The 18,695-nt window shown below is 70.8% G+C and carries 17 protein-coding genes; 11 read left to right on the forward strand and 6 right to left on the reverse strand.

The window, feature by feature from the left end:
• Positions 1–4: 4 nt before the first annotated feature.
• The 6 genes from FVE89_RS28540 to FVE89_RS28565 all read left to right on the forward strand — a co-directional run bounded on the left by FVE89_RS28540 (position 5) and on the right by FVE89_RS28565 (position 7,172).
• Positions 5–1,159, forward strand: coding sequence for a substrate-binding protein (locus tag FVE89_RS28540; RefSeq protein ID WP_161393532.1), 1,155 nt, complete (start codon positions 5–7; stop codon positions 1,157–1,159).
• A gap of 313 nt (positions 1,160–1,472) precedes the next feature.
• Entirely contained in the window at positions 1,473–2,306 is an 834-nt protein-coding gene (locus FVE89_RS28545; protein WP_161393533.1) for a branched-chain amino acid ABC transporter permease, read from the forward strand.
• Positions 2,299–4,119, forward strand: coding sequence for an ATP-binding cassette domain-containing protein (locus FVE89_RS28550; RefSeq protein WP_161393534.1), 1,821 nt, complete (start codon positions 2,299–2,301; stop codon positions 4,117–4,119). The genes FVE89_RS28545 and FVE89_RS28550 overlap by 8 nt, the downstream gene beginning before the upstream one ends.
• On the forward strand, positions 4,112–4,843 hold the full coding sequence (locus FVE89_RS28555; protein ID WP_161393535.1) for an ABC transporter ATP-binding protein: 732 nt from the start codon (positions 4,112–4,114) through the stop codon (positions 4,841–4,843). The genes FVE89_RS28550 and FVE89_RS28555 overlap by 8 nt, the downstream gene beginning before the upstream one ends.
• Positions 4,844–4,846: 3 nt before the next feature.
• A complete protein-coding gene (locus FVE89_RS28560) occupies positions 4,847–5,770 on the forward strand; it encodes a DUF1028 domain-containing protein (RefSeq protein ID WP_161393536.1) in 924 nt (307 codons plus the stop codon).
• Entirely contained in the window at positions 5,763–7,172 is a 1,410-nt protein-coding gene (locus tag FVE89_RS28565) for an amidase (RefSeq protein WP_161393537.1), read from the forward strand. The genes FVE89_RS28560 and FVE89_RS28565 overlap by 8 nt, the downstream gene beginning before the upstream one ends.
• A 42-nt stretch (positions 7,173–7,214) precedes the next feature.
• Here FVE89_RS28565 and FVE89_RS28570 read toward each other — a convergent pair whose 3' ends face one another.
• The 6 genes from FVE89_RS28570 to FVE89_RS28595 form a co-directional block, all read right to left on the reverse strand.
• A complete protein-coding gene (locus FVE89_RS28570) occupies positions 7,215–9,371 on the reverse strand; it encodes a hypothetical protein (RefSeq protein ID WP_161393538.1) in 2,157 nt (718 codons plus the stop codon).
• On the reverse strand, positions 9,368–10,105 hold the full coding sequence (locus FVE89_RS28575) for a class I SAM-dependent methyltransferase (RefSeq protein WP_161393539.1): 738 nt from the start codon (positions 10,103–10,105) through the stop codon (positions 9,368–9,370). The genes FVE89_RS28570 and FVE89_RS28575 overlap by 4 nt, the downstream gene beginning before the upstream one ends.
• Positions 10,078–11,223, reverse strand: a complete 1,146-nt coding sequence (locus FVE89_RS28580; protein ID WP_161393540.1) for a glycosyltransferase family 2 protein — start codon at positions 11,221–11,223, stop codon at positions 10,078–10,080. The genes FVE89_RS28575 and FVE89_RS28580 overlap by 28 nt, the downstream gene beginning before the upstream one ends.
• 171 nt (positions 11,224–11,394) lie before the next feature.
• The gene (locus FVE89_RS28585; RefSeq protein ID WP_161393541.1) at positions 11,395–11,706 is read right to left on the reverse strand and encodes a hypothetical protein; all 312 of its coding nucleotides are present in this window, start codon (positions 11,704–11,706) and stop codon (positions 11,395–11,397) included.
• A 189-nt stretch (positions 11,707–11,895) separates the two neighbouring features.
• Positions 11,896–12,972, reverse strand: coding sequence for a tartrate dehydrogenase (locus FVE89_RS28590; RefSeq protein ID WP_161393542.1), 1,077 nt, complete (start codon positions 12,970–12,972; stop codon positions 11,896–11,898).
• A 23-nt stretch (positions 12,973–12,995) separates the two neighbouring features.
• Positions 12,996–14,294, reverse strand: a complete 1,299-nt coding sequence (locus tag FVE89_RS28595) for an MFS transporter (protein ID WP_161393543.1) — start codon at positions 14,292–14,294, stop codon at positions 12,996–12,998.
• 151 nt (positions 14,295–14,445) lie between these two features.
• Between FVE89_RS28595 and FVE89_RS28600 the strand changes: the two genes are divergently transcribed.
• From FVE89_RS28600 to FVE89_RS30735, 5 genes are all read left to right on the forward strand, one after another.
• Positions 14,446–15,168, forward strand: a complete 723-nt coding sequence (locus tag FVE89_RS28600) for a GntR family transcriptional regulator (RefSeq protein WP_161393544.1) — start codon at positions 14,446–14,448, stop codon at positions 15,166–15,168.
• Between the two features lie 133 nt (positions 15,169–15,301).
• Positions 15,302–15,487: a hypothetical protein gene (locus tag FVE89_RS30775; RefSeq protein ID WP_210254076.1), complete on the forward strand. Its 186-nt coding sequence runs from the start codon at positions 15,302–15,304 to the stop codon at positions 15,485–15,487.
• 582 nt (positions 15,488–16,069) lie between these two features.
• Positions 16,070–17,725, forward strand: coding sequence for a porin (locus tag FVE89_RS28610; RefSeq protein WP_161393546.1), 1,656 nt, complete (start codon positions 16,070–16,072; stop codon positions 17,723–17,725).
• A 255-nt stretch (positions 17,726–17,980) separates the two neighbouring features.
• Complete coding sequence (locus FVE89_RS28615; protein WP_161393547.1) at positions 17,981–18,205, forward strand: hypothetical protein; 225 nt, start codon at positions 17,981–17,983, stop codon at positions 18,203–18,205.
• A gap of 164 nt (positions 18,206–18,369) precedes the next feature.
• Complete coding sequence (locus FVE89_RS30735; protein ID WP_202131156.1) at positions 18,370–18,543, forward strand: hypothetical protein; 174 nt, start codon at positions 18,370–18,372, stop codon at positions 18,541–18,543.
• The last annotated feature ends 152 nt before the right edge of the window (positions 18,544–18,695 follow it).

Below are 18,695 nucleotides of genomic sequence, written 5' to 3' on the forward strand. Positions count from 1 at the left end.
GTTCATGGTGAAATGGTCCCTCCTCGGCGCCACGGCGCTGGCATTCGCCGCCACGGCCGCGCAGGCCGCCGAATCCAAGCCGATCCTCATCGGCGTGCCCGTCGGCCTGTCGGGCGCCAACAGCGTCGTGGCGCCGTCCGTGGTGCAGGCGGCCGAACTCGCCGTGGAGGAGATCAACGCCAAGGGCGGCGTGCTCGGCCGCAAGCTCGCCCTGGAAGTCGCCGACGACGCCTCCGGGGCGGCCGGCGCCCAGAAGGCCTTCGACAGCCTGATCTATCAGAAGAAGGTCGACGTCCTGATCTCCATGGAGACGAGCGCGGCCCGCAATGCCGGCCTGCCCGCCGTCACCAAGGGCCGGGTGCCGTACATCTACACCTCGTTCTACGAGGGCCATTCCTGCAACAGGAACCTGTTCGTGGATGCCTGGGTGCCGGAGCAGCAGGTGCCGCCGGTGGTGGACGCCTTCAAGGCGAAGGGCGCCAAGACCTACTTCCTGATCGGCAGCGATTACGCCTTCGGCCGCGGCATGCTGGGCTTCACCAGGAGCTACGTCGAGAAGACCGGCGGCAAGGTTCTGGGCGAGGAATACCTGCCGATGGACGGCAGCGACTGGACGGCGGTCATCTCCAAGCTGAAGGAGGCCAAGCCCGACGCGCTGATCACCTCGACGGCCGGCGGCGCGCCGAACGTGACGCTGACGAAGCAATTGCGCGGCGCGGGCGTATCGCTGCCCTTCGCCAACCTCGCGCTGGACGAGGGCACCGCCAAGAGCATGGGCGCGGATGCCGAGGGCGTCTATCTCTCGGCCTCCTACGTCACCGGGATCGACAGCGCCGAGAACAAGGCCTTCCTGGCGGCGATGCAGAAGAAGTTCGGCGCGGAGCTGCGCACGCCGAACGACCTCTCGGTGCCGGAATACGAGGCGATCTACCTCTACAAGGCCGCCGTCGAGAAAGCGGGCGGGACCGAGACCGCCAAGGTGCTGGAGGCGCTGCCGGCCGTGAGCTTCACCGGCCCGCGGGGCACGATCCGCATGAGCAAGCAGCACCACGCGCCGCTGACCATGTATCTCGGCCAGATCCAGACGGACGGCTCGGTGAAGGTCGCCGGCACCTTCAAGGATGTCGATCCCGGCGCGCAGTGCCCGAAGCTGCAATGAGGCGAGGGGAGGGACGCGACGCCTCTCTCGCCCTGTCTGGGTGCTACCGGACTCACATGTCTGATCCTGGCTCAACACTCTGAGAAAAAGGGCGCTTTTCCCCTCCTCCTTGCGGGGAGGGGCCAGGGGTGGGGGTGGTTCGGAAGGAGCCGCTGCACTCGATCCTGCACCACCCCCACCTCCAACTCCTCCCCGCAAGGGGGAGGAGAGAACGCCACGGCCCGCACTGTGTGAACATCGACGCCTCTGCGGGGCAGGGGGCCCAGCGTCGCCCACCGCATCCTTCGCCGATCCCGCGCACCCGGAATCATCGATGCTGCTCACCCTCGACATCCTGACCACCGCGGCGATCCTGTTCATCGTCTCGATCGGCCTCCTGGCGATCTTCGGCGTGCTCAAGATCATCAACTTCGCCCACGGGGCGTGGCTGACGGTCGGCGCCTACTGCGCTGTGGTGACGGCGAAGCTCGGGCTCAACCCGTGGGCGGCGCTGCCGCTCGCCTTCGTCATCGGCGCGGCGCTCGGCGGCCTCGCCGAACACGTCATCATCCGCCCGCTCTACCGGCGGCCGCTCGACGCGATCCTGGCCACCTGGGGGCTCGGCATCGTGGTCGGGCAGCTCATCACCCTGGCCTTCGGCCGGGACGTCCAGCTCACCCCGAACCTCTATGCCGGCACCGTCGAGATCCTCGGCGTCGACTATTCCGCCTACCGCCTCGTGGCGCTCGGCATCGCGCTGGCGATCGGCACGCTGTTCGCGCTCACCGTCGAGCGGACCCGGCTCGGCCTCTCGGCCCGGGCGGTGATCATGAACGAGACCCTGGCGCGCAGCCTCGGCATCGACACGGGGCGCGTGCGCCTCGTCGTGTTCATGATCGGCGCCGGTTTCGCGGCGCTGGCCGGCGTCCTGCTGACGCCGCTCACCAGCGTCGATCCCAACATGGGCGTCTCCTGGCTGATCGGCGCCTTCATGCTGGTGATGGTCGCCGACGCTTCGTACCTCGCGCTCGCGGCGGCCTGCCTCGTCTTCGGGGCTGCGCAGGTCCTGATCAGCACCTTCGTGAGCCCGATCCTGGGCAGCATCGCCGTCGCGGTGCTCGCCGCGCTCGTGCTGCGGATCAGCCCGAAAGGTTTCTCCCGTGCTTGAGACCCTGCCCGTCGCCGAGCGCGCCGCTGCGGCACCCCGCGGACGCCGCCTGTCCCGTGCGGCGCCCTTCGTGGTCGCGGCCCTGGCGGCGCTGGCCCTCTGGCTCGCGCCGCTCGTCCTCGACACCTTCGCGGTCAACGTCCTGACCCGCTCGATGATCTACGCGGTGCTGGCCGTCACGGTCGACCTGCTCTGGGGCTTCGCCGGGATCCTGACCTTCGGGCAGGCGGCGTTCTTCGGCGTCGGCGCTTACGCCACTGCGATGATCCTGACCGCCTACGGGGCGACGCCGTTGGGGATCGCCGCGGCGGTCGCGGCTTCGCTCGTCGCGCCGGTCGTGCTCGGCCTCGCGGTCGGCTGGCTGTCCTTCTACCACCGCTCGACCCCGCTCTACGCCTCGGTGATCTCGCTCGTCGTCCCGATCGTGGTGGTGCAGCTCATCTACGCAGGCGGGGAATGGACCGGCTCCAGCAGCGGCCTCGTCGGCTTCGACGTGCTGCCCTTCGAGATCGAGGGCTATTTCCGCCTCGCGGCCCTGTTCCTGATCGTCGTCACGCTGGCGGCCTGGATCCTGGTGCGCTCGGATGCCGGCCGCGCCCTCGTGGCGCTCCGGGACAACGAGGCGCGCTGCGCCTATCTCGGCCTCAACCCGCGGCGCCTGCAGATCCGGCTGACCGCGGCGCTGGCCGGAGTCGCGGGCCTCGCGGGCTTCCTGTTCGCCAACGCCTCGGCGGTCGTCGCGCCGGAGAATGCCGGATTCCTGTTCGGCACGGAACTCGTGATCTGGGTGGCGCTCGGCGGCCGGGGCACCCTGCTCGGCCCGGTGCTGGGCACCATCGCCATCGACTACCTCGCGGCGAACCTCTCGGGCGACCTGCCGTTCCTGTGGCAGCTCCTCCTGGGCACGGCCTTCGTGGTCATCATCATCCTGCTGCCGGGCGGCCTCGCCGACCTCGTCGGCCGCCTCTGGCGCGTGCTGCCGATCGGCCGTCGCAGGCCCGCGCCGCCGCGCCTCGTCGCGCGGGCGGCCGCGACCGAGGCGACCGGGACCGAGGCGACCGGGACCGAAATCCCGATCCTCAAGGTCGAGAACCTCGCCAAGGCCTACGGCGCCCTGACGGTGCTGGAGGCCATCGATCTGGAGATCCGGGCGGGGGAGCTCGTCAGCCTCGTCGGGCCCAACGGCGCCGGCAAGACCACGCTGATGCGCTGCCTCAGCGACGGCACCGAGCCGTTCAGGGGCGCCATCGCGGTCGGTGGCACGCCGATCACCGGGTTGACGCCGAACCGGATCGTCGGCCTCGGGGTCGGGCGCAAGTTCCAGGTGGCGAGCGTGTTCGAGAGCCTGTCGGTGGCCGATTGCCTGCGCCTCGCCCGGGCGGCGCATGACGGGCTGAGCCCGGTCGGGCAGGCGGAGACGCTGGGCCTGCCGCAGGCCGCCCTCGACGTGCTCCGCATGACCGGCCTCGACCGCCTGCTGACGCAGCCGACGCGCCTCCTGTCGCACGGCCAGAAGCAGGCGCTGGAACTCGCCATGGTGGTGGCGCTGGAGCCGCGGCTGATCCTGCTCGACGAGCCCACCGCCGGCCTGACCAAGGCCGAGCGCACCACCATCGGGGCCGTGCTCAAGGCGCTCACCGCCGAGGGCCGGATCGCCGCCGTTCTGGTCGAGCACGACCTCGACTTCGTGCGCGAGATCTCGTCGCGGATCGTGGTGCTGCACCAGGGCCGGCTCGTCCTCGACGGCACCGTGGAGGCGGTCGTCGGCTCCGAACTGGTCCGGACCATCTATGCGGGAGGCGGCCATGGTTGAGGCGGCGCGGCGAGCCGAGCCGGCGGAGGCGGCCCTCGCCCTGGACGGCGTATCGAGCGGCTACGGTGCCGTCTCAATCGTGAGGGACGTGTCCCTGTCGGTCGGGCCGGGGGAGATCGTGGCGCTGCTCGGCAAGAACGGCATGGGCAAGACCACCCTGCTCAAGACCATCCTGGGGATGGTGGCCCTGCGCGGCGGCGCGATCACGATCGGCGGGCAGGCGCTCTCCGGCCTCACCCCCGCCAAGCTGGTCGCGCTCGGCGTCGGCTACGCGCCGCAGGAGCAGCCCCTGTTCCAGGACCTGTCGATCCGCGACAACCTGCGCCTCGCGGTGCCCGCCGACCGGATGCTGCCGGAGGCGCTGGAGCGGCTGTTCGGCCACTTCCCGTTCCTGAAGGACCGCCTCGCCCAGCGGGCCGGCACCCTCTCGGGGGGCGAGCAGAAGATGCTGATCCTCGGGCGCGCCCTGATGCTGCGCCCACGCCTCCTGCTGATCGACGAGATCTCCGAGGGGGTGCAGCCCTCGATGGTCGAGCGGCTGCGCGGCGTGCTCCTAGCCGAGCGGGAGGCCGGCACCTCCATGCTGGTGGTGGAGCAGCACGTCGCCTTCGCGCTGGGGCTGGCCGACCGCTACGCCGTGCTGAAGCTCGGCGAGATCGTCGACAGCGGTTCCACCCGGGCGCCGGACGCGCAGGCGCGCGTCATCGACCATCTGGCGGTGTGAATCATGAGCGAACTCAACACCTTCTCGATCGCCGCCCGCTGTCCGCGGACCGGGCAGCTCGGCGTCGCGGTGGCGAGCGCCGTCCCGGCGGTGGGCGGGCTCTGCTCGTATCTCCGGGCCGGGATCGGGGCCGTCAGCACCCAGTCCTGGGTCAATCCTTACCTCGCCGCCCGCATCCTCGACGGGCTCGGTGCCGGGCTGGATCCCGAGGCGGCGCTGGCGGCGGCGCTCGCCACCGACGACCGGTCGGACCTGCGCCAGCTCGGCCTGGTCGACGGGCAGGGAAGGGCCGCCGCCTGGACCGGCGCCGGTTGCACGGCGGCGGCCGGTCACCGCACCGGGCCGGGCTACGCCGTCCAGGGCAACATGCTGACCGGCCCCGGCGTGCTCGACGCCATGGCGGAGACCTTCGAGGGCAGTGCCGGATGCGACCTCGACGAGCGGCTGATGCGCACCCTCGAAGCCGGTGACGCGGCCGGCGGCGACAAGCGCGGCAAGCAGGCTGCGGCCCTCAGGATCGTCGCCGGAGAGGATTATCCCTGCCTCGACCTGCGGGTCGACGAGCATGCCGCGCCCGTCGCCGAACTCCGCCGGATCCTCGGCATCGCCCGGCACCAGCTCGTGCCCTTCGTGGCGGGCATGCCGCGCCGGGACGGGCCCGCCGGCGCGCTGCCGGAGGCGGTCTCCGCCATGCTGCTCCGGCCGCCCGGAGAGAGGCCCGGTGCGACGCCGGCCGATGGACCGGATCCGGCGCCTGACGTCAACGGCCTGCCTCCGGGATCGGCCGAACGGATCGCGCACCTGCAGGCGCAGTTTGCGCCGATCCTGGCCGAGATCCGGACCCTGCGCGACCTCGACCTCACGCAGGTCCATCCCCCGGTCATCTTCGATCCGAGCCTGCCCTATCGCCGGGTGATCCATGACTGATGCCCTGTGGCAGTTGCCGATCACGGAGCTGGCCCGCCGGCTCGCGGCGCGAAACCTGTCGAGCGTCGAACTCGTCGGCGCCGCGCTCGACCGGATCCGGCGCCTGGACGGCGACCTTCAGAGCTTCGTCTGCCTGTCGTCCACGGCCCTCGACGCGGCGCGCGCCGCCGACGCGGAGATCGCCAAGACAGGCCCGCGCAGTCCGCTCCACGGCATCCCGATCGGCATCAAGGACAATTACACCACGGCCGACCTGCCCACCCGGGCCGGGACGGCGGTGGAGGGCCTGACCTTCCCGCAGGAGGACGGCCACGCCGTGGCGCGGCTGCGGGCGGCCGGCGCGGTGATCCTCGGCAAGACGCGCATGCACGAATTTGCCTGGGGTATGGTCACGCCGCCGACGCGCAACCCCTGGGACCCCGACCGGGTGCCCGGCGGATCCAGCGGCGGCTCCGGTGCGGCGGTGGCGGCCCGGCTCTGCCCGGCGGCTTTGGGCTCGGACACGGGCGGCTCGATCCGCATCCCCGCGGCCCTGTGCGGGATCGTCGGCCTCAAGCCGACCTTCGGCCGGATCGGCCGCTCCGGGATCGTCCCGCATTCCTGGTCCCTCGACCATGCGGGGCCGCTGACCCTGACTGTGGCCGATGCGGCGCTCCTGCTCCAGGCCCTCGCCGGCCCCGATCCGGCCGATCCGGCGGCCTCCGCGGCCCCCGTGCCGGATTACGCGGCCGGGCTCGGCGAGACGCTGCACGGCTTGCGGGTGGCGGTGATCCGCAACCACTTCTTCGAGGCGGTCGACGACGACGTCGCAGGGGCCGTCGAGGCGGCGATCCGGTTCTTCGCCGGGCAGGGCTGTTCGGTGCGGGATGTGGCGGTGCCGTCGCTGCGCTACGGGCTCGGCGCGATCTACGCGATCGAGCTGGCCTCCTCGACGGCCTACCACGAGAGCAACCTCGCGCAGGGCCACGTGGCGGGTTTCGCCGCGGATGTCCGCGACCTCGTGGAGATGGGCCGGTTCGTGACCGGCCCGGACTACCTGCGGGCCGAGCAGGCCCGGGCCTTGATCATGGCCGAGGTGGCCGCCGTGCTGGAGGAGGCCGACGTGATCGTCACGCCGACCGCGCCGCTGACCGCGTGGCGCGCCGACGAGACGTCCGTGACGATCGCCGGCCGGCAGGAGAGCGTCCTCGCCGCGTCCTGGCGCTTGACCTACCCGTTCAACCTGACCGGGCTCCCGGCGATCGCGCTGCCCTGCGGCTTCGACCGGCGGTCCCTGCCGATCAGCCTCCAGATCGCCGCGCGGCCCTTCGCCGAGGCCATGCTGCTCCGGTTCGCGCACCGGTACGAGCAGGCGCACGAGTGGCGGCGCCGGGTTCCGCCTGTGGCCCTGACCGAGCCGTAGGGGATTCAAACGTGCGCGCTTCTGGCGGGGCTGCGTGTGCGGTCAGGCGCGCATGCGCCGATGCCTCATCATGAGGCCGGCAAGGGCGATCGCGGCGAGCGCCGCGACGGCAAGGCCGGGCACGAGACCGGCGGGCACGTAGCGCAGGCTCAGCACCCCGCCTCCGGCCGGAATGACGGCCGACACGAGGAAGTCGTTGACGATCTCCACGGTCAGCGGCGCGCCGTTCCAGGACGCTGCGTAGCCGGGGTACCACGCGCGCGCCCAGACGACGCGACCACCCTCCGGCGAAGAGACCGCGTAGCGCCCCGACGACGCTCCCTCGGCCGCCGCGCCGACCGCGAAGCCGGGCGGCCCGGCCGACAGCGTTCCAGGCAGGGCGGAACCGCCGCCCACCCGCTCGAACAGCTCCGCGGCCACGCCGCTGCGCCGGGTCCAGCCCGGTCCGGCCACGTCCGCGAAGCCGTCCGCGCGCGGCCCGCGTTCCACCGCGACCCGCACCACGCGGGCGAGATCGAGGGTGCTGGCGCCGGTCACGGGATCCGGGTGCGCCAGGCGCCCGGCGGCCTCTGGACAGGTCGCCCCGCCGCGCCACATGCAGATCGCGCGAAAGCCCCGCATCGGCATGGGCGAGTAGCCGCCGACCACGGCGGTTCCGGTGAGCAGCGGCGTGTTGGAATGCGGCAGCTCGGTGAACAGGGCATTCCAGACCTCCGGCGCCATCGGGGTCCGGTGGTAATCCGGGTCGTGGAGGACCAGCATCGTGTCGCCCGCGGGCAGGGACGGAGCGCGGTAGGCCGCGCGCTCCATCGGCGCGGGCCATGTGCCGACCTGCTCGTTGACCGGCATGACCGTGGTGAGGATCGCGAAGATGCAAGCGTGGCTCGCCGCGATGAGCGCGAGCCGCGTCGTCCCCTCGGCCCGCAGCGCCAGCACGGCCGCCACGCCGACGAGCGCCGTCAGCAGGAGCTGGAGCGTGAGGAGGTCCGGATCGCGCGCGAGCGCGACCGCGCCCCCGATCGCGATGAGCATCAGCGTCCGGCCGGGCGCCCAGCGGTCGCGCGTCGCGCACCAGGCCGCCACGATCGTGAAGCCGATCTGGACGTAGGGCAGGAAACGGAACGGCCAGCGCAGCTGCGACACGCCGGGCGAGATCGCGAGCAGCGCGATCACCGCCGTCACGGCCAGCAGCAGGGCGACGCCCCGGCCCTCCGGCGCGTTCAGCCGCGCCCGGGAGGCGTTGATCAGCGCGGCCGGGACCCACCAGGACACGTACTGGGCCGGCGGCCCGACATGCATCTTCAGGCCGTCGAAGCCGAGCCAGGTCTCCGGCCAGACCGGCACGCCCATCGCCAGGAGCACGGCGGGCGGCGTCGACAGCATGTCGTGGAACAGCACCTCGGGCTGGCGGGAACTCGTGCCGATCGCGGCGGCGAGGGGCATCCAGGACGGGGCGGCGAGCAGCCCGCCGAGCCCGGCCGCGACGGCCGTGCGCACGCAGGACCGCCCGTCGCGCCCGGCCCAGAAGGCCAGCGGAAGACCGGCGCCGAGGCCGGCGATGATTGCCGCGTCGGAGAACGGCCAGCCGCTCGCGATCGTCAGGTAGACGGCGCCCGCAGCGATGGGCACGGAGCCCGGTGAGCGATAGGCGCGGATCAGCGCGGCGGCGGCCCAGGTCAGCCAGGCCGTGCTGACGAGGCCGGGGATCCAGTTGGTGGCGCCCCAGTAGATGATCCACCCGCTGGTCGCGGCCGTCAGCCCGGCCAGCACGGCGGCCGGCCGGCTCACGCCGACTAGGCGCGCCAGGGCGTGCGTGCCGCCGGCGAGCAGGCCGACATGCACGAGGGCGAAGAAGGATGCGGCGTGATCGAGCCGCGCGAACCCGTCGAGCACGAGGTAGAGCAGCAGGCTGACGGGGTTGAACAGCGCGTACTGGTACTCGGCGAGGAACGCCCCGCCCTGGAACAGGCGCGGCGACAGGAACGGCAGCTCCCCCGCCTTGATCAGCCGGGCGATCTCCAGGAACCCCGGCATGAAATAGGCTTGGTAATCGTCCGTGAAGTAGAAGGTCGGCGTGTGGGCGAGCGGGACCGCGGCGGTCGCGACGGCCAGACACGCCGTCAGCAGGCCCCAGCCGAGTTCGCCGCCGCGCGTGAGACCGACGGGCGCTGCCGCACCCGCGATGAGCCCGGCGCTCATCGCGTCCAGATCCCGAGGACGGATTTGCCTGCCCGGAACCCCAGCCAGGCATCGAGGTGGCGCGAGATGGGCACCAGCAGCCGATCCCAGGCGGCGATCTGCGCAGGCGTGGGCATCGCGCTGCGCAGGAGAAGGCGGTTGCCGAGGGAGGCGGCGAACCCGGCGGCATCGCGGTAGTCCAGCCGCACGGGCCGCAGGCCCTCCGGCGCGGCCGCGCGCAGGCTCGCCCGGGTGTAGCGCCGCTCGTGTCCGATCGCGCCGTCGAAGGGCGAGAACAGGACCGGATGGGCCGGCGAGAGCACGACGAGGTGGCCGCCCGGCGCGAGGCGCCCGGCCGCCCGCGCGAGCTCGCCCTGATCGTCGCGGATATGCTCCAGCACGTCGATGTAGAGGATGGTCTCGAAACGCTCGGCGGGGTCGAGGTCGCGCAGCGTTCCCCGCCGCGCCCGCGTGCGTGCGGGCAGCCCGCCCGAGGCGATCCGCGCGGCGAGGTGCGCGGCGAAGCGTCCGTCCGGCTCCAGACAGGTCCAGGCTTCGATGCCCGTCCGCTTGGCGAAGATGTCGGCCGTCGCGCCGAGCCCCGCACCGACATCGAGGACGCGGCCGCCGACGAACGGCGCGATCGCGTCCGACCAGTAGCGCTTCCAGTTGCGGGCCGCCGCGAAGAGTTCGAGTTCGGTCCCGACGTATTCGGACGGCGCCGAGGTTACGCCGCGCGCTGATCCGCTGGCCACTTCGCGTCTCCGTCTCGGGGCTCGACTTGGGGCTCGACTTGGGACCCGACTTGGGACCCGACTTGGGGCTCGACTTCGGGTGCGGCGGGCGCGTGCAGGAACCAGTGCGCATCGCGGGCCGGGACGATCTCGGGCAGGGCGCGCCGGTTGAGGTGGGCGGCCGCCGCCGTCGCGGCGAGCAGCGCCGCCTGGAACAGCACGACCAGGAGCAGCCCGCCCGCATTCGTCGCCCAGCCCGGCATGGCGAGGTCGGTGCAGAAGCGGACGAGCACCACGCCGATCATCGCGAGCATCACCCCGCACCCGAACACGGCCAGGAGCACGAGGAGGCGCACGAGGCAGACATCCTCGAACACCGCGATGGCGTTGAGCCCGTGCCGGATCAGACCCGTCGCGTTCATGGTCGAGCGCCCGGCGTAGCGCTGGCCGCGGTCGAGGGGGATGCGGCGGAGCGGCAGGCCGGAGCGGATCAGGCTCGCGGCGAAATGGCTCCACAGCGCCGGAGCATGGACGAGCCGGGACAGATGCGCCGGGGGGATCGCGCAGTAATGGCCGAAATCGATGCGCCGCCCCGTGCAGAGCCGGAAGACGAGCTTGAACAGCCCGTAGCCGAGGGCGAACCGCGCGCCCTCGAAGCGACGGCGGCGCCGGGCGCAGATCACGGCGTCGGGGTGGGCCTCGGCTTCCGCGACCAGAAGCGGGATCTGCTCCGGCGGATCCTCGCCGTCGCCGTCCATGACGACGACCGCGCGGTAGGCCTTCGCCCGCAGGCTCGCCTGCACGAGGCCGACCGCGATCGCGCGCTGATGGCCGAGGTTGGTGGCGAGCACGACCGGACGCAGCCACGAGCGGCAGGATTCGGCCGCGACCTCGGCGAGCGCGCGCTCGCCCGATTGCCAGGACCCGTCATCGACGACGATGAGCTCGGCATGGAGATCGGCCGCCGCCAGGACGGTGTCGATCGCCTGGGCCAGGATGCGGAAGGCGGCCCAGTCGTTGAAGACCGGTACCACGATGGCGATCGGGCGCGGATCGCGCGCCGGTGCATCCGCATTGGGGCGGAGGGCGCTCAGTTCGCTGGCGACCCGGGCGAACCGCTCGACCTCGCTCGGCTCCATGCTGCTCCCCGCATCGTCCCCGCTGGCAGAGGCCCGCGCGGGAGACGTGAAGGCTCGGCGAGCTGGGTAAAGATTGGCTTAAGAGCGTCTTTTTGGGACTTAAGCGGGCGTCGAAATGGATCTCTTGGGCCCGCTAAAACGGTATCTGGCGAGCCTAACCCGGGTGCGGGTTCAGTACCGGACGTTGGCGATGCCGCCGCCGCTCCGGCCGACGACGCTCCGGATCACCTCCCGGGTGGACGGGCTGAGGCCGCCATCGCCGCGCAGGCGGCGCCCATCTGCCCGGTCGAGGCGCGCGACGTCGTCCGAGCACCGGCCGAGCGCGTCGCGGACCCGCGCCGACAGGGGCGCACCCCGCGGCGCCGGTGCGCCGCTCAGCTCGAACCGGAGGCAGGAGGCGAGATAGCCCTTCAGGTCGTCGAAGGCGGCGGCCTTTGCGCCGGTCGTGAGGACGAGGACGAGCAGGGCGGATCGGGCGAGCATCGGGCGCTCCGGGCGGGATCGGTCGAAGCGGACAACGCGCGAGCGCGGCTTTGGTGGCCGGGGTTTCCGGCTCCGGACCGCGGCGCTCGCCCGCGCCGCGCGGGGATTGGCTCGGCTCGACCCTGGCCCGGCTCCCCGGTCCCTCAGCGCCGCCGCGGAAAGGCCCGCGCGCTCCGATCGCGGCCTGCCTCAGGCGTTATCGCCCCGGATCGCCGCGATCACCGCGTCGGTGACCTGCCGGGTGGTAGCCTGACCGCCGAGATCGGGCGTGTGCAGGTTCGGATCCGCGGTCACGCGCTCGACCGCGCGCATCAGCCTTTGGGCCGCCGGCGTCTCGCCGAGATGCTCCAGCATCTGGCAGGCCGTCCAGAAGGTCGCCACCGGGTTGGCGATGCCCTTGCCGGTGATGTCGAAGGCCGAGCCGTGGATCGGCTCGAACATCGACGGGAAGGTCCGCTCGGGGTTGATGTTGGCGGTCGGCGCGATGCCGAGCGACCCGGCAAGCGCCGCCGCGAGGTCCGACAGGATGTCGGCGTGGAGGTTCGTCGCCACGATCGTGTCGAGGGTCTCGGGCTTCGTCACCATGCGCATGGTCATGGCGTCGACCAGCATCTTGTCCCAGGTGACGTCGGGGAAGTCCCGGGCGACCTCGGCGGCGATCTCGTCCCACATCACCATGGCGTAGCGCTGGGCGTTCGACTTGGTGACCACGGTCAGCAGCTTGCGCGGACGCGACCGGGCGAGCTCGAACGCGTAGCGGATGATCCGGTCGACGCCCGAGCGGGTCATCATCGAGACGTCGGTGGCGACCTCGTTGGGATGGCCCTGGTGGACCCGGCCGCCGACGCCGGCATACTCGCCCTCCGAGTTCTCGCGCACGATCACCCAGTCGAGCTCCGGCCCCGAGACGTTGCGCAGCGGGCTGGTGATGCCCGGCAGGATCCGGGTCGGGCGGACATTGGCGTACTGGTCGAAGGGCTGGCAGATCGCGAGGCGCAGGCCCCAGAGGGTGATGTGGTCGGGCACGTCCGGCGCGCCGACCGCTCCGAAGAAGACCGCGTCGTGGTTGCGGATCTGGTCACGGCCGTCCGCCGGCATCATGACGCCGTGCGTCTTGTAGTAGTCCGAACCCCAGTCGAAATGGTCGAACTGGAACCGGAAGGTGCCGGTCTTCTCGGCCAGGGCGTCGAGCGCCTCGATGCCGGCGGCGATGACCTCGACGCCGATGCCGTCCGCCGGAATGGCCGCGATGGTGTAGGTCTTCATGGTGGGTCTCCGAGGAAAGGATATCAGCGCAGAGCGACGGGAGCCTGCACCGTGCGGCGCCCGGCGCGGGCAACGACGAGGGTCAGGATCGCTGAAAGCAGGAGCAGGGCGGCCACGAACATCAGGCCGCCCGCGAAGCTGCCGGTCCGGTCCTTGATCCAGCCGATCATCCAGGGGCCGACGAAGCCGCCGAGATTGCCCACCGCGTTGATGGTGGCGATGCCGACGGCCGCGGCCGGGCCAGAGAGGAACAGCGTCGGCATCGCCCAGAGGGGCGGCTTGGCGGCGCTGATCCCGACATTGACGAGGCTCAACGCGGCGATGACCGCCACCACCGAGGCGGCGCCGCCGGCGAGCATCAAGCCCAGCGACGCGGCGAGGCAGGCGATCACCACGTGCCACGTGCGCTCGCCGCTCCGGTCGGAATGGCGCGCCCACAGGATCATCGCCACCACCGCGACGGTCGGCGGCACCGCGTTCAGCAGGCCGACCGCCATGGTCGACAGGCCCAGCCCCTTGATGATCTGCGGCGCCCAGATGCCGAGGGTGTAGAGCCCGGCCGAGGTGCCGAAATAGACAAGGGCGAGCGCCAGCACGCGCAGGTCGGTGAGCCCGCCCAGCAGATCGTGGCGCGCCTGCACCCGCCGCCCGGCCCGCTCGGCCTTCATCTCGTCCACGAGCCAGACGCGCTGGTCGTCGGCGAGCCACGTCGCCATCTCGGGCCGGTCGGTCAGGTAGACCAGCACGAGGAGCCCGAGGATCACCGCGGGCACCGCCTCGATGAGGAACATCCACTGCCAGCCGTGCAGGCCCAGGATACCCTCCATCCCGAGGAGTGCGCTCGACAGCGGCGAGCCCAGCAGCACCGAGACCGGCGCCGCAGCCATGAACAGCGACACGACCGCGGCCCGGTAGCGGATGGGGAACCAGGAACCGAGATAGAGGATGATGCCGGGGAAGAAGCCGGCCTCCGCGGCGCCGAGCAGGAAGCGCAGGCCGTAGAAGCTCATCTCGCCCTGGATGAACGCGAAGGCGCCGGAGACGAGCCCCCAGGTGATCATCACGCGGGCGATCCAGAGCCGGGCGCCGACCCGGTCGAGGATGATGTTCGACGGGATTTCGAACAGGAAGTAGCCGAAGAAGAAGATGCCGGCGCCGAAACCGAAGACGGACGCGGAGAAGCCGAGATCCTTGTTCATCGTCAGGGCCGCGAAGCCGATATTCACGCGGTCGATGAAGGCGACGAAGTACAGGAGGCAGATGAACGGGATCAGGCGCCACGCCACCCGACGCATGGTGGCCTGCTCGAGCGAGCGCTCCATCGTGTCCTCCCGCCGCCGGATCGGCGCGTCCATTGCGCGCCATCTTCCATGCAAGCTTGAATACGGGTAGATCCGGGGCTGCGGCGTGTCAACGACCGTTCCGTGGCCGAGGTGGACGCGGTAAGTCCGGCCGGCGAAGGGGAGACGGTCGATGGCGCGGGCGCGGCCCAATGGGGATCCGGAGGTGCAGGGCGCCGCGGAGAGCGAGAAGCGCGGCTCCCTCGTCGACGACGCCTACGCGGCGATGCGCAGCGCGATCCGCGACGCCAGCTTCGCCCCGGGCTATCAGGCCTCCGAGCAGGAGATCGCCCTGCGGCTCGGCATGAGCCGGACGCCGGTCCACGAGGCGGCGATCCGGCTGCAGGAGGATGGGTTGGTGCGCGTCCTGCCGCGCAAGGGGATCCTGATCCTCGCTTTGGCGCCCGACGACATGCGCGAGATCTACGATGTCGTCATCGCCATGGAGGGACGGGCCGCCGAACTGGTGGCGGCGCTTCCCGAGGCGGCGCGACTGGCGGCCGCGCAGACGCTCGACGCCCACACGGATGCGATGGCGGCGGCGCATGCGCGCGGCGACCTGCCGGGCTGGGGCTTGGCCGACGCGGCCTTCCACGCGGCGCTGATCGCGCAGGCCCGGAACGGGCGGATGAGCCGCATCGTGCAGGCGATCAACGACCAGTCGCACCGGGCGCGGATGCTGACGCTGAATCTCAGACGAACTCTGGACGCTTCGATCGCGGAGCACCGGCGGATCGCGGAGGCCATCCGCGCCGGGACCGCCGACGCGGCCCTCGACGCTGCGCGCCAGCATCGCATCCGGGCCCGGAACGAGCTGCTGCCGCTGCTGGACAGCTACGGGCTCAAGCACCTGTAGCCCATCGCGGGCACCGGATGGGGCAGGGGCCTATCGCTGTCGCAGGAATCCCGTCCGCCGTGCCGCCGCGGGGAGGCGGCGCCAGCCCCGCTTCCGTCCGAATGACCGGCGCGGATCGGGCTGAGCCGTTTCCATGTCCCGCCGGACCACCCTGGGCCGGTACGCCGCGCCGACCGCCACCAGGGCGGCGACGCCGATCAGGGCAATCAGCGTGGCGCCCCAGAACAGGTTCTCGAACATCGCGCAGACCCCGGCGAGGATTTTCGCCGCGCCGATATTACACGATCAGCAATTTCTGTCGAAACTGGACGATTGTTGATCGGGGGCATCCGCAGAAGATCTTTCGGCGTCGGACTGTGGATAGCGGCGAAACATAGCGCGCCGGCTCGGCATCGCGCGGCCTGACCGCGGGAATCGGAGCCCGATCCGGCGGCCCCGCATGGCGAAGCCGCGAGGGCGCCATCCGGTCGCTCCCCCGCGCCCCGGCGAACGCATCAGCCGTCGCGGCGCGATTCCGGCGCGCGCGAATCGCGGGAGGGGGCGGTGAACAAGAGTTCCGCACCCTGCGCAGAAATGCAGCATCGTGCTGCCGCGAGGGGCTCTTTGTTTCCAGATTTCAGGATACATTTCGAAATATTTCTTGTATTTCTGAAAACACCTCGGCCAACCTACGGTATTTCGTGGCACAAAAATCACATTGATCAGCGGCAATAGCCTCTTGGATCCAAATTCTATTGTTCCACGGCCGCTGCCTGCGCATGATGGAAGCGCCTTCAGGAACCGCGCAGCGCGGGCCGGATGAGCCCGCCGCTCAAGACGCGGACCGAACACACGAAACGCGGAGAGACCCGGAGAACCGGGCGTGTCCGCTCCATTGGGTCTCGAAGCTTTGGAGATATCGATGAAGCTCTTGAAGAGCTCGCTGCTCGGGTCGGCTGCCGCGTTCGCGGCGGTGGGCGCCGCGCACGCCGCCGATCTGCCGGTCAGGAAGGCCGTGCCGGTCGAGTATGTCCGGGTCTGTAACGCCTACGGTGCGGGCTTCTTCTACATCCCCGGCACAGACACCTGCCTGCGCATCTCGGGTCGCGCCCGGTTCGAGGGGGCGTACCAGACCAGCTACTCGCGTCAGGCCGGTCCGAACGTCGGCGACACGTCGGGCTATCAGGGCCGGATGCGCATCAACCTCGATGCCCGCACCCAGACCGCCTACGGCACGCTGCGCGCCTTCGTGCGTCTCGATGCCGGCGCCCGCACCGGCTATTCCGGCGTCGGCACCTCCGGTACCCAGCAGCGCATCGGCCAAGCCTACCCGGGCATCGGCACCGACAGCTTCGGCCGTGACCAGCAATTCGCCAACGTCGACAAGGCGTTCATCCAGTTCGCCGGGCTCACCGCCGGTCGCGCCTCCTCGTTCTTCGACTTCTACGCCCACGACTTCGAGTTCGCCGGCGCGACGCTCGGCTCTGACGTGTTCTCGACGAACCTGCTGGCCTACACCGCCACGATCGGCAACGGCCTGTCGGCGACGATCTCGATCGAAGACCCGGTCTTCCGCCGGACCCCGATCTTCTCGCCGTTCAACGTCGCCGCCACGCTCAACACCGGCAGCGTGTCGAATTTCGGCGTGACCAACCAGCCGACCCCGGTCTTCGTCGGCTACACGAACGGCGTTCCGACCCGTTACGGCAACGTCGACACGATCGAGCGCGAGCGGATGCCCGACTTCGTCGGCGTCGTGCGCCTCGACCAGGCCTGGGGCTCGGCCCAGCTCTCCGCCGCGACCCACGAGCTGAACATCGGCAACCTCTCGACCGCCGCCAGCACCGGGACGGGCTCCATCGTGGCGCCCGCCCATACCAACAGCGTGTTCGGCTGGGCCGTTCAGGGTGGCCTGAAGATCAACACGCCGTTCATCGCCCCGGGCGACTCCCTCTACCTGCAGGGCGCCTACGGCGACGGCGCGCAGATGTACACCGGCTACTGCGCGTATACGGGCTGCTACACGCAGAGCACGCAGACGATTCAGGGCCAGAAGTTCAACCAGTACTTCTCGGACGCGACCGTCAACCCGTATACCGGTCAGCTACAGACCTCGCAGAGCTTCACGGTCACGGCCTCGTACCTGCACTACTGGACGCCGGAATGGCGCTCGGCCTTCTTCGGCTCCTACGGCGAGCAGGACTTCTCGGCGACCGCCCGTTACCAGCAGGGTCAGCTCTACGGCCTCGTGAGCGGCCTGTCCGGCAGCAACCCGTTCGGCTCGAACGCGGTGGGCACGCCCGGCACCCGGTTCTTCCAGCTGAGCCAGGCCCTGCGCGACACCTACCAGTTCGTGGCGGGCGGCAGCATCATCTGGTCGCCGGTCAAGGATCTCGATATCGGCGTGGAGGCCTTCTACACGCAGATCGGCCTGAAGAGCGGCCGGGCGATCGACCTCGACAAGAGCCCGACCGCCTACGCGAACATCGCTGGCATCAACAACGGAAGCTTCGCCGTGGCCACGGCCTCGAAGGACTCGGTCTCCCAGGTCCGCTTCCGCGTCCAGCGCGACTTCTGATCACCATTGGCGATCGGAAAACGGCCCCGGCGCTCTCGGCACCGAGGCCATCGAACCACCCTCGTGCAAACGAAGACTTGCAGCCCGGCCTCGTGCCGGGCTCTTTTGCGTGCGCACGCCCGCGCACATCAATCCTGTCGCGCGTCGATCCGGCCGAGACTGATCTCGCGGATCCCAAGCTCTTCGTGCGGGAAATTCGATCTTGGTCTAACTTAGGATAGAGCAACTCGACGGCTGCCATGGGATTCCGGACCCATGACAAGCGCTGGCACCCAGACATCGCAATACGTCATTACCGCCCGGGGGCAGAAGGGCGATGTCCGGCAGACCAGGGCCCGGGCCGCGAGCGCGGTCGTGCTGGCCCGAACCTGGATCGCCGCCGGCTACGAGTCGGTGCAGATCATCGATCCCCTGGGTCACGTTCTCAGCCCGGATCGTTACCGGATCAAGATCATGAACGGCGGCCGGTTCTTCTGCTGAGCCATCTTGCGCGCGGGGACGCCGAGCTTCGTCGCCTGCAACGCGCGGACCCTGTGTCCAGAGGGAGACGCCCGGCATCGCCGGGGGCGCGTCCCGACACGATTTACGAAGCGTTCATCCTCGGGGTGTCCCATTCGAGCCTCAGAGGCCTGAACGAGGATGCGATGCCGAGCGAGACGACCGAGCCGCAGGGCCCGATCCTGGAACCGTGGCGCATCGTGGCGCTGGCGCTGATCGTCGCCGCCGGCATGCTGTTCGTCCACTTGATCGTGCCCGCCGACGCCTCCGCGGATTCGGGCAAGGCGGTGCCGGCCGCATTGCATAGCCCGCAGCCGTAGATCGGCGGTCCGAGCCTTCATTCACCCGGCGGTGGGGCACCGCCGGCCTTGTCGAGGGCGGTCGCCGCCGCCTTCGGATCGCGCCGCGACGAGGCGACCACCGCCTTCTCCCCCCATGTGCCTTGAGCGCTTCCAGGAAGGCCGTCCAGTCG

Origin of the sequence: Methylobacterium sp. 2A (assembly GCF_009806555.1) — a bacterium.
Classification (GTDB): Bacteria; Pseudomonadota; Alphaproteobacteria; order Rhizobiales; family Beijerinckiaceae; genus Methylobacterium.

What these genes read in the sequence shown, in the direction of transcription:
- FVE89_RS28540 (WP_161393532.1), top strand. Translation starts at nt 5, where the DNA reads ATGGTGAAATGGTCCCTCCTCGGCGCCACGGCGCTGGCATTCGCCGCC.
- FVE89_RS28545 (WP_161393533.1), top strand. Translation starts at nt 1,473, where the DNA reads ATGCTGCTCACCCTCGACATCCTGACCACCGCGGCGATCCTGTTCATC.
- FVE89_RS28555 (WP_161393535.1), top strand. Translation starts at nt 4,112, where the DNA reads ATGGTTGAGGCGGCGCGGCGAGCCGAGCCGGCGGAGGCGGCCCTCGCC.
- FVE89_RS28560 (WP_161393536.1), top strand. Translation starts at nt 4,847, where the DNA reads ATGAGCGAACTCAACACCTTCTCGATCGCCGCCCGCTGTCCGCGGACC.
- FVE89_RS28565 (WP_161393537.1), top strand. Translation starts at nt 5,763, where the DNA reads ATGACTGATGCCCTGTGGCAGTTGCCGATCACGGAGCTGGCCCGCCGG.
- FVE89_RS28570 (WP_161393538.1), bottom strand. Translation starts at nt 9,371, where the DNA reads ATGAGCGCCGGGCTCATCGCGGGTGCGGCAGCGCCCGTCGGTCTCACG.
- FVE89_RS28580 (WP_161393540.1), bottom strand. Translation starts at nt 11,223, where the DNA reads ATGGAGCCGAGCGAGGTCGAGCGGTTCGCCCGGGTCGCCAGCGAACTG.
- FVE89_RS28585 (WP_161393541.1), bottom strand. Translation starts at nt 11,706, where the DNA reads ATGCTCGCCCGATCCGCCCTGCTCGTCCTCGTCCTCACGACCGGCGCA.
- FVE89_RS28590 (WP_161393542.1), bottom strand. Translation starts at nt 12,972, where the DNA reads ATGAAGACCTACACCATCGCGGCCATTCCGGCGGACGGCATCGGCGTC.
- FVE89_RS28595 (WP_161393543.1), bottom strand. Translation starts at nt 14,294, where the DNA reads ATGGAGCGCTCGCTCGAGCAGGCCACCATGCGTCGGGTGGCGTGGCGC.
- FVE89_RS28600 (WP_161393544.1), top strand. Translation starts at nt 14,446, where the DNA reads ATGGCGCGGGCGCGGCCCAATGGGGATCCGGAGGTGCAGGGCGCCGCG.
- FVE89_RS30775 (WP_210254076.1), top strand. Translation starts at nt 15,302, where the DNA reads ATGTCCCGCCGGACCACCCTGGGCCGGTACGCCGCGCCGACCGCCACC.
- FVE89_RS28610 (WP_161393546.1), top strand. Translation starts at nt 16,070, where the DNA reads ATGAAGCTCTTGAAGAGCTCGCTGCTCGGGTCGGCTGCCGCGTTCGCG.
- FVE89_RS28615 (WP_161393547.1), top strand. Translation starts at nt 17,981, where the DNA reads ATGACAAGCGCTGGCACCCAGACATCGCAATACGTCATTACCGCCCGG.
- FVE89_RS30735 (WP_202131156.1), top strand. Translation starts at nt 18,370, where the DNA reads ATGCCGAGCGAGACGACCGAGCCGCAGGGCCCGATCCTGGAACCGTGG.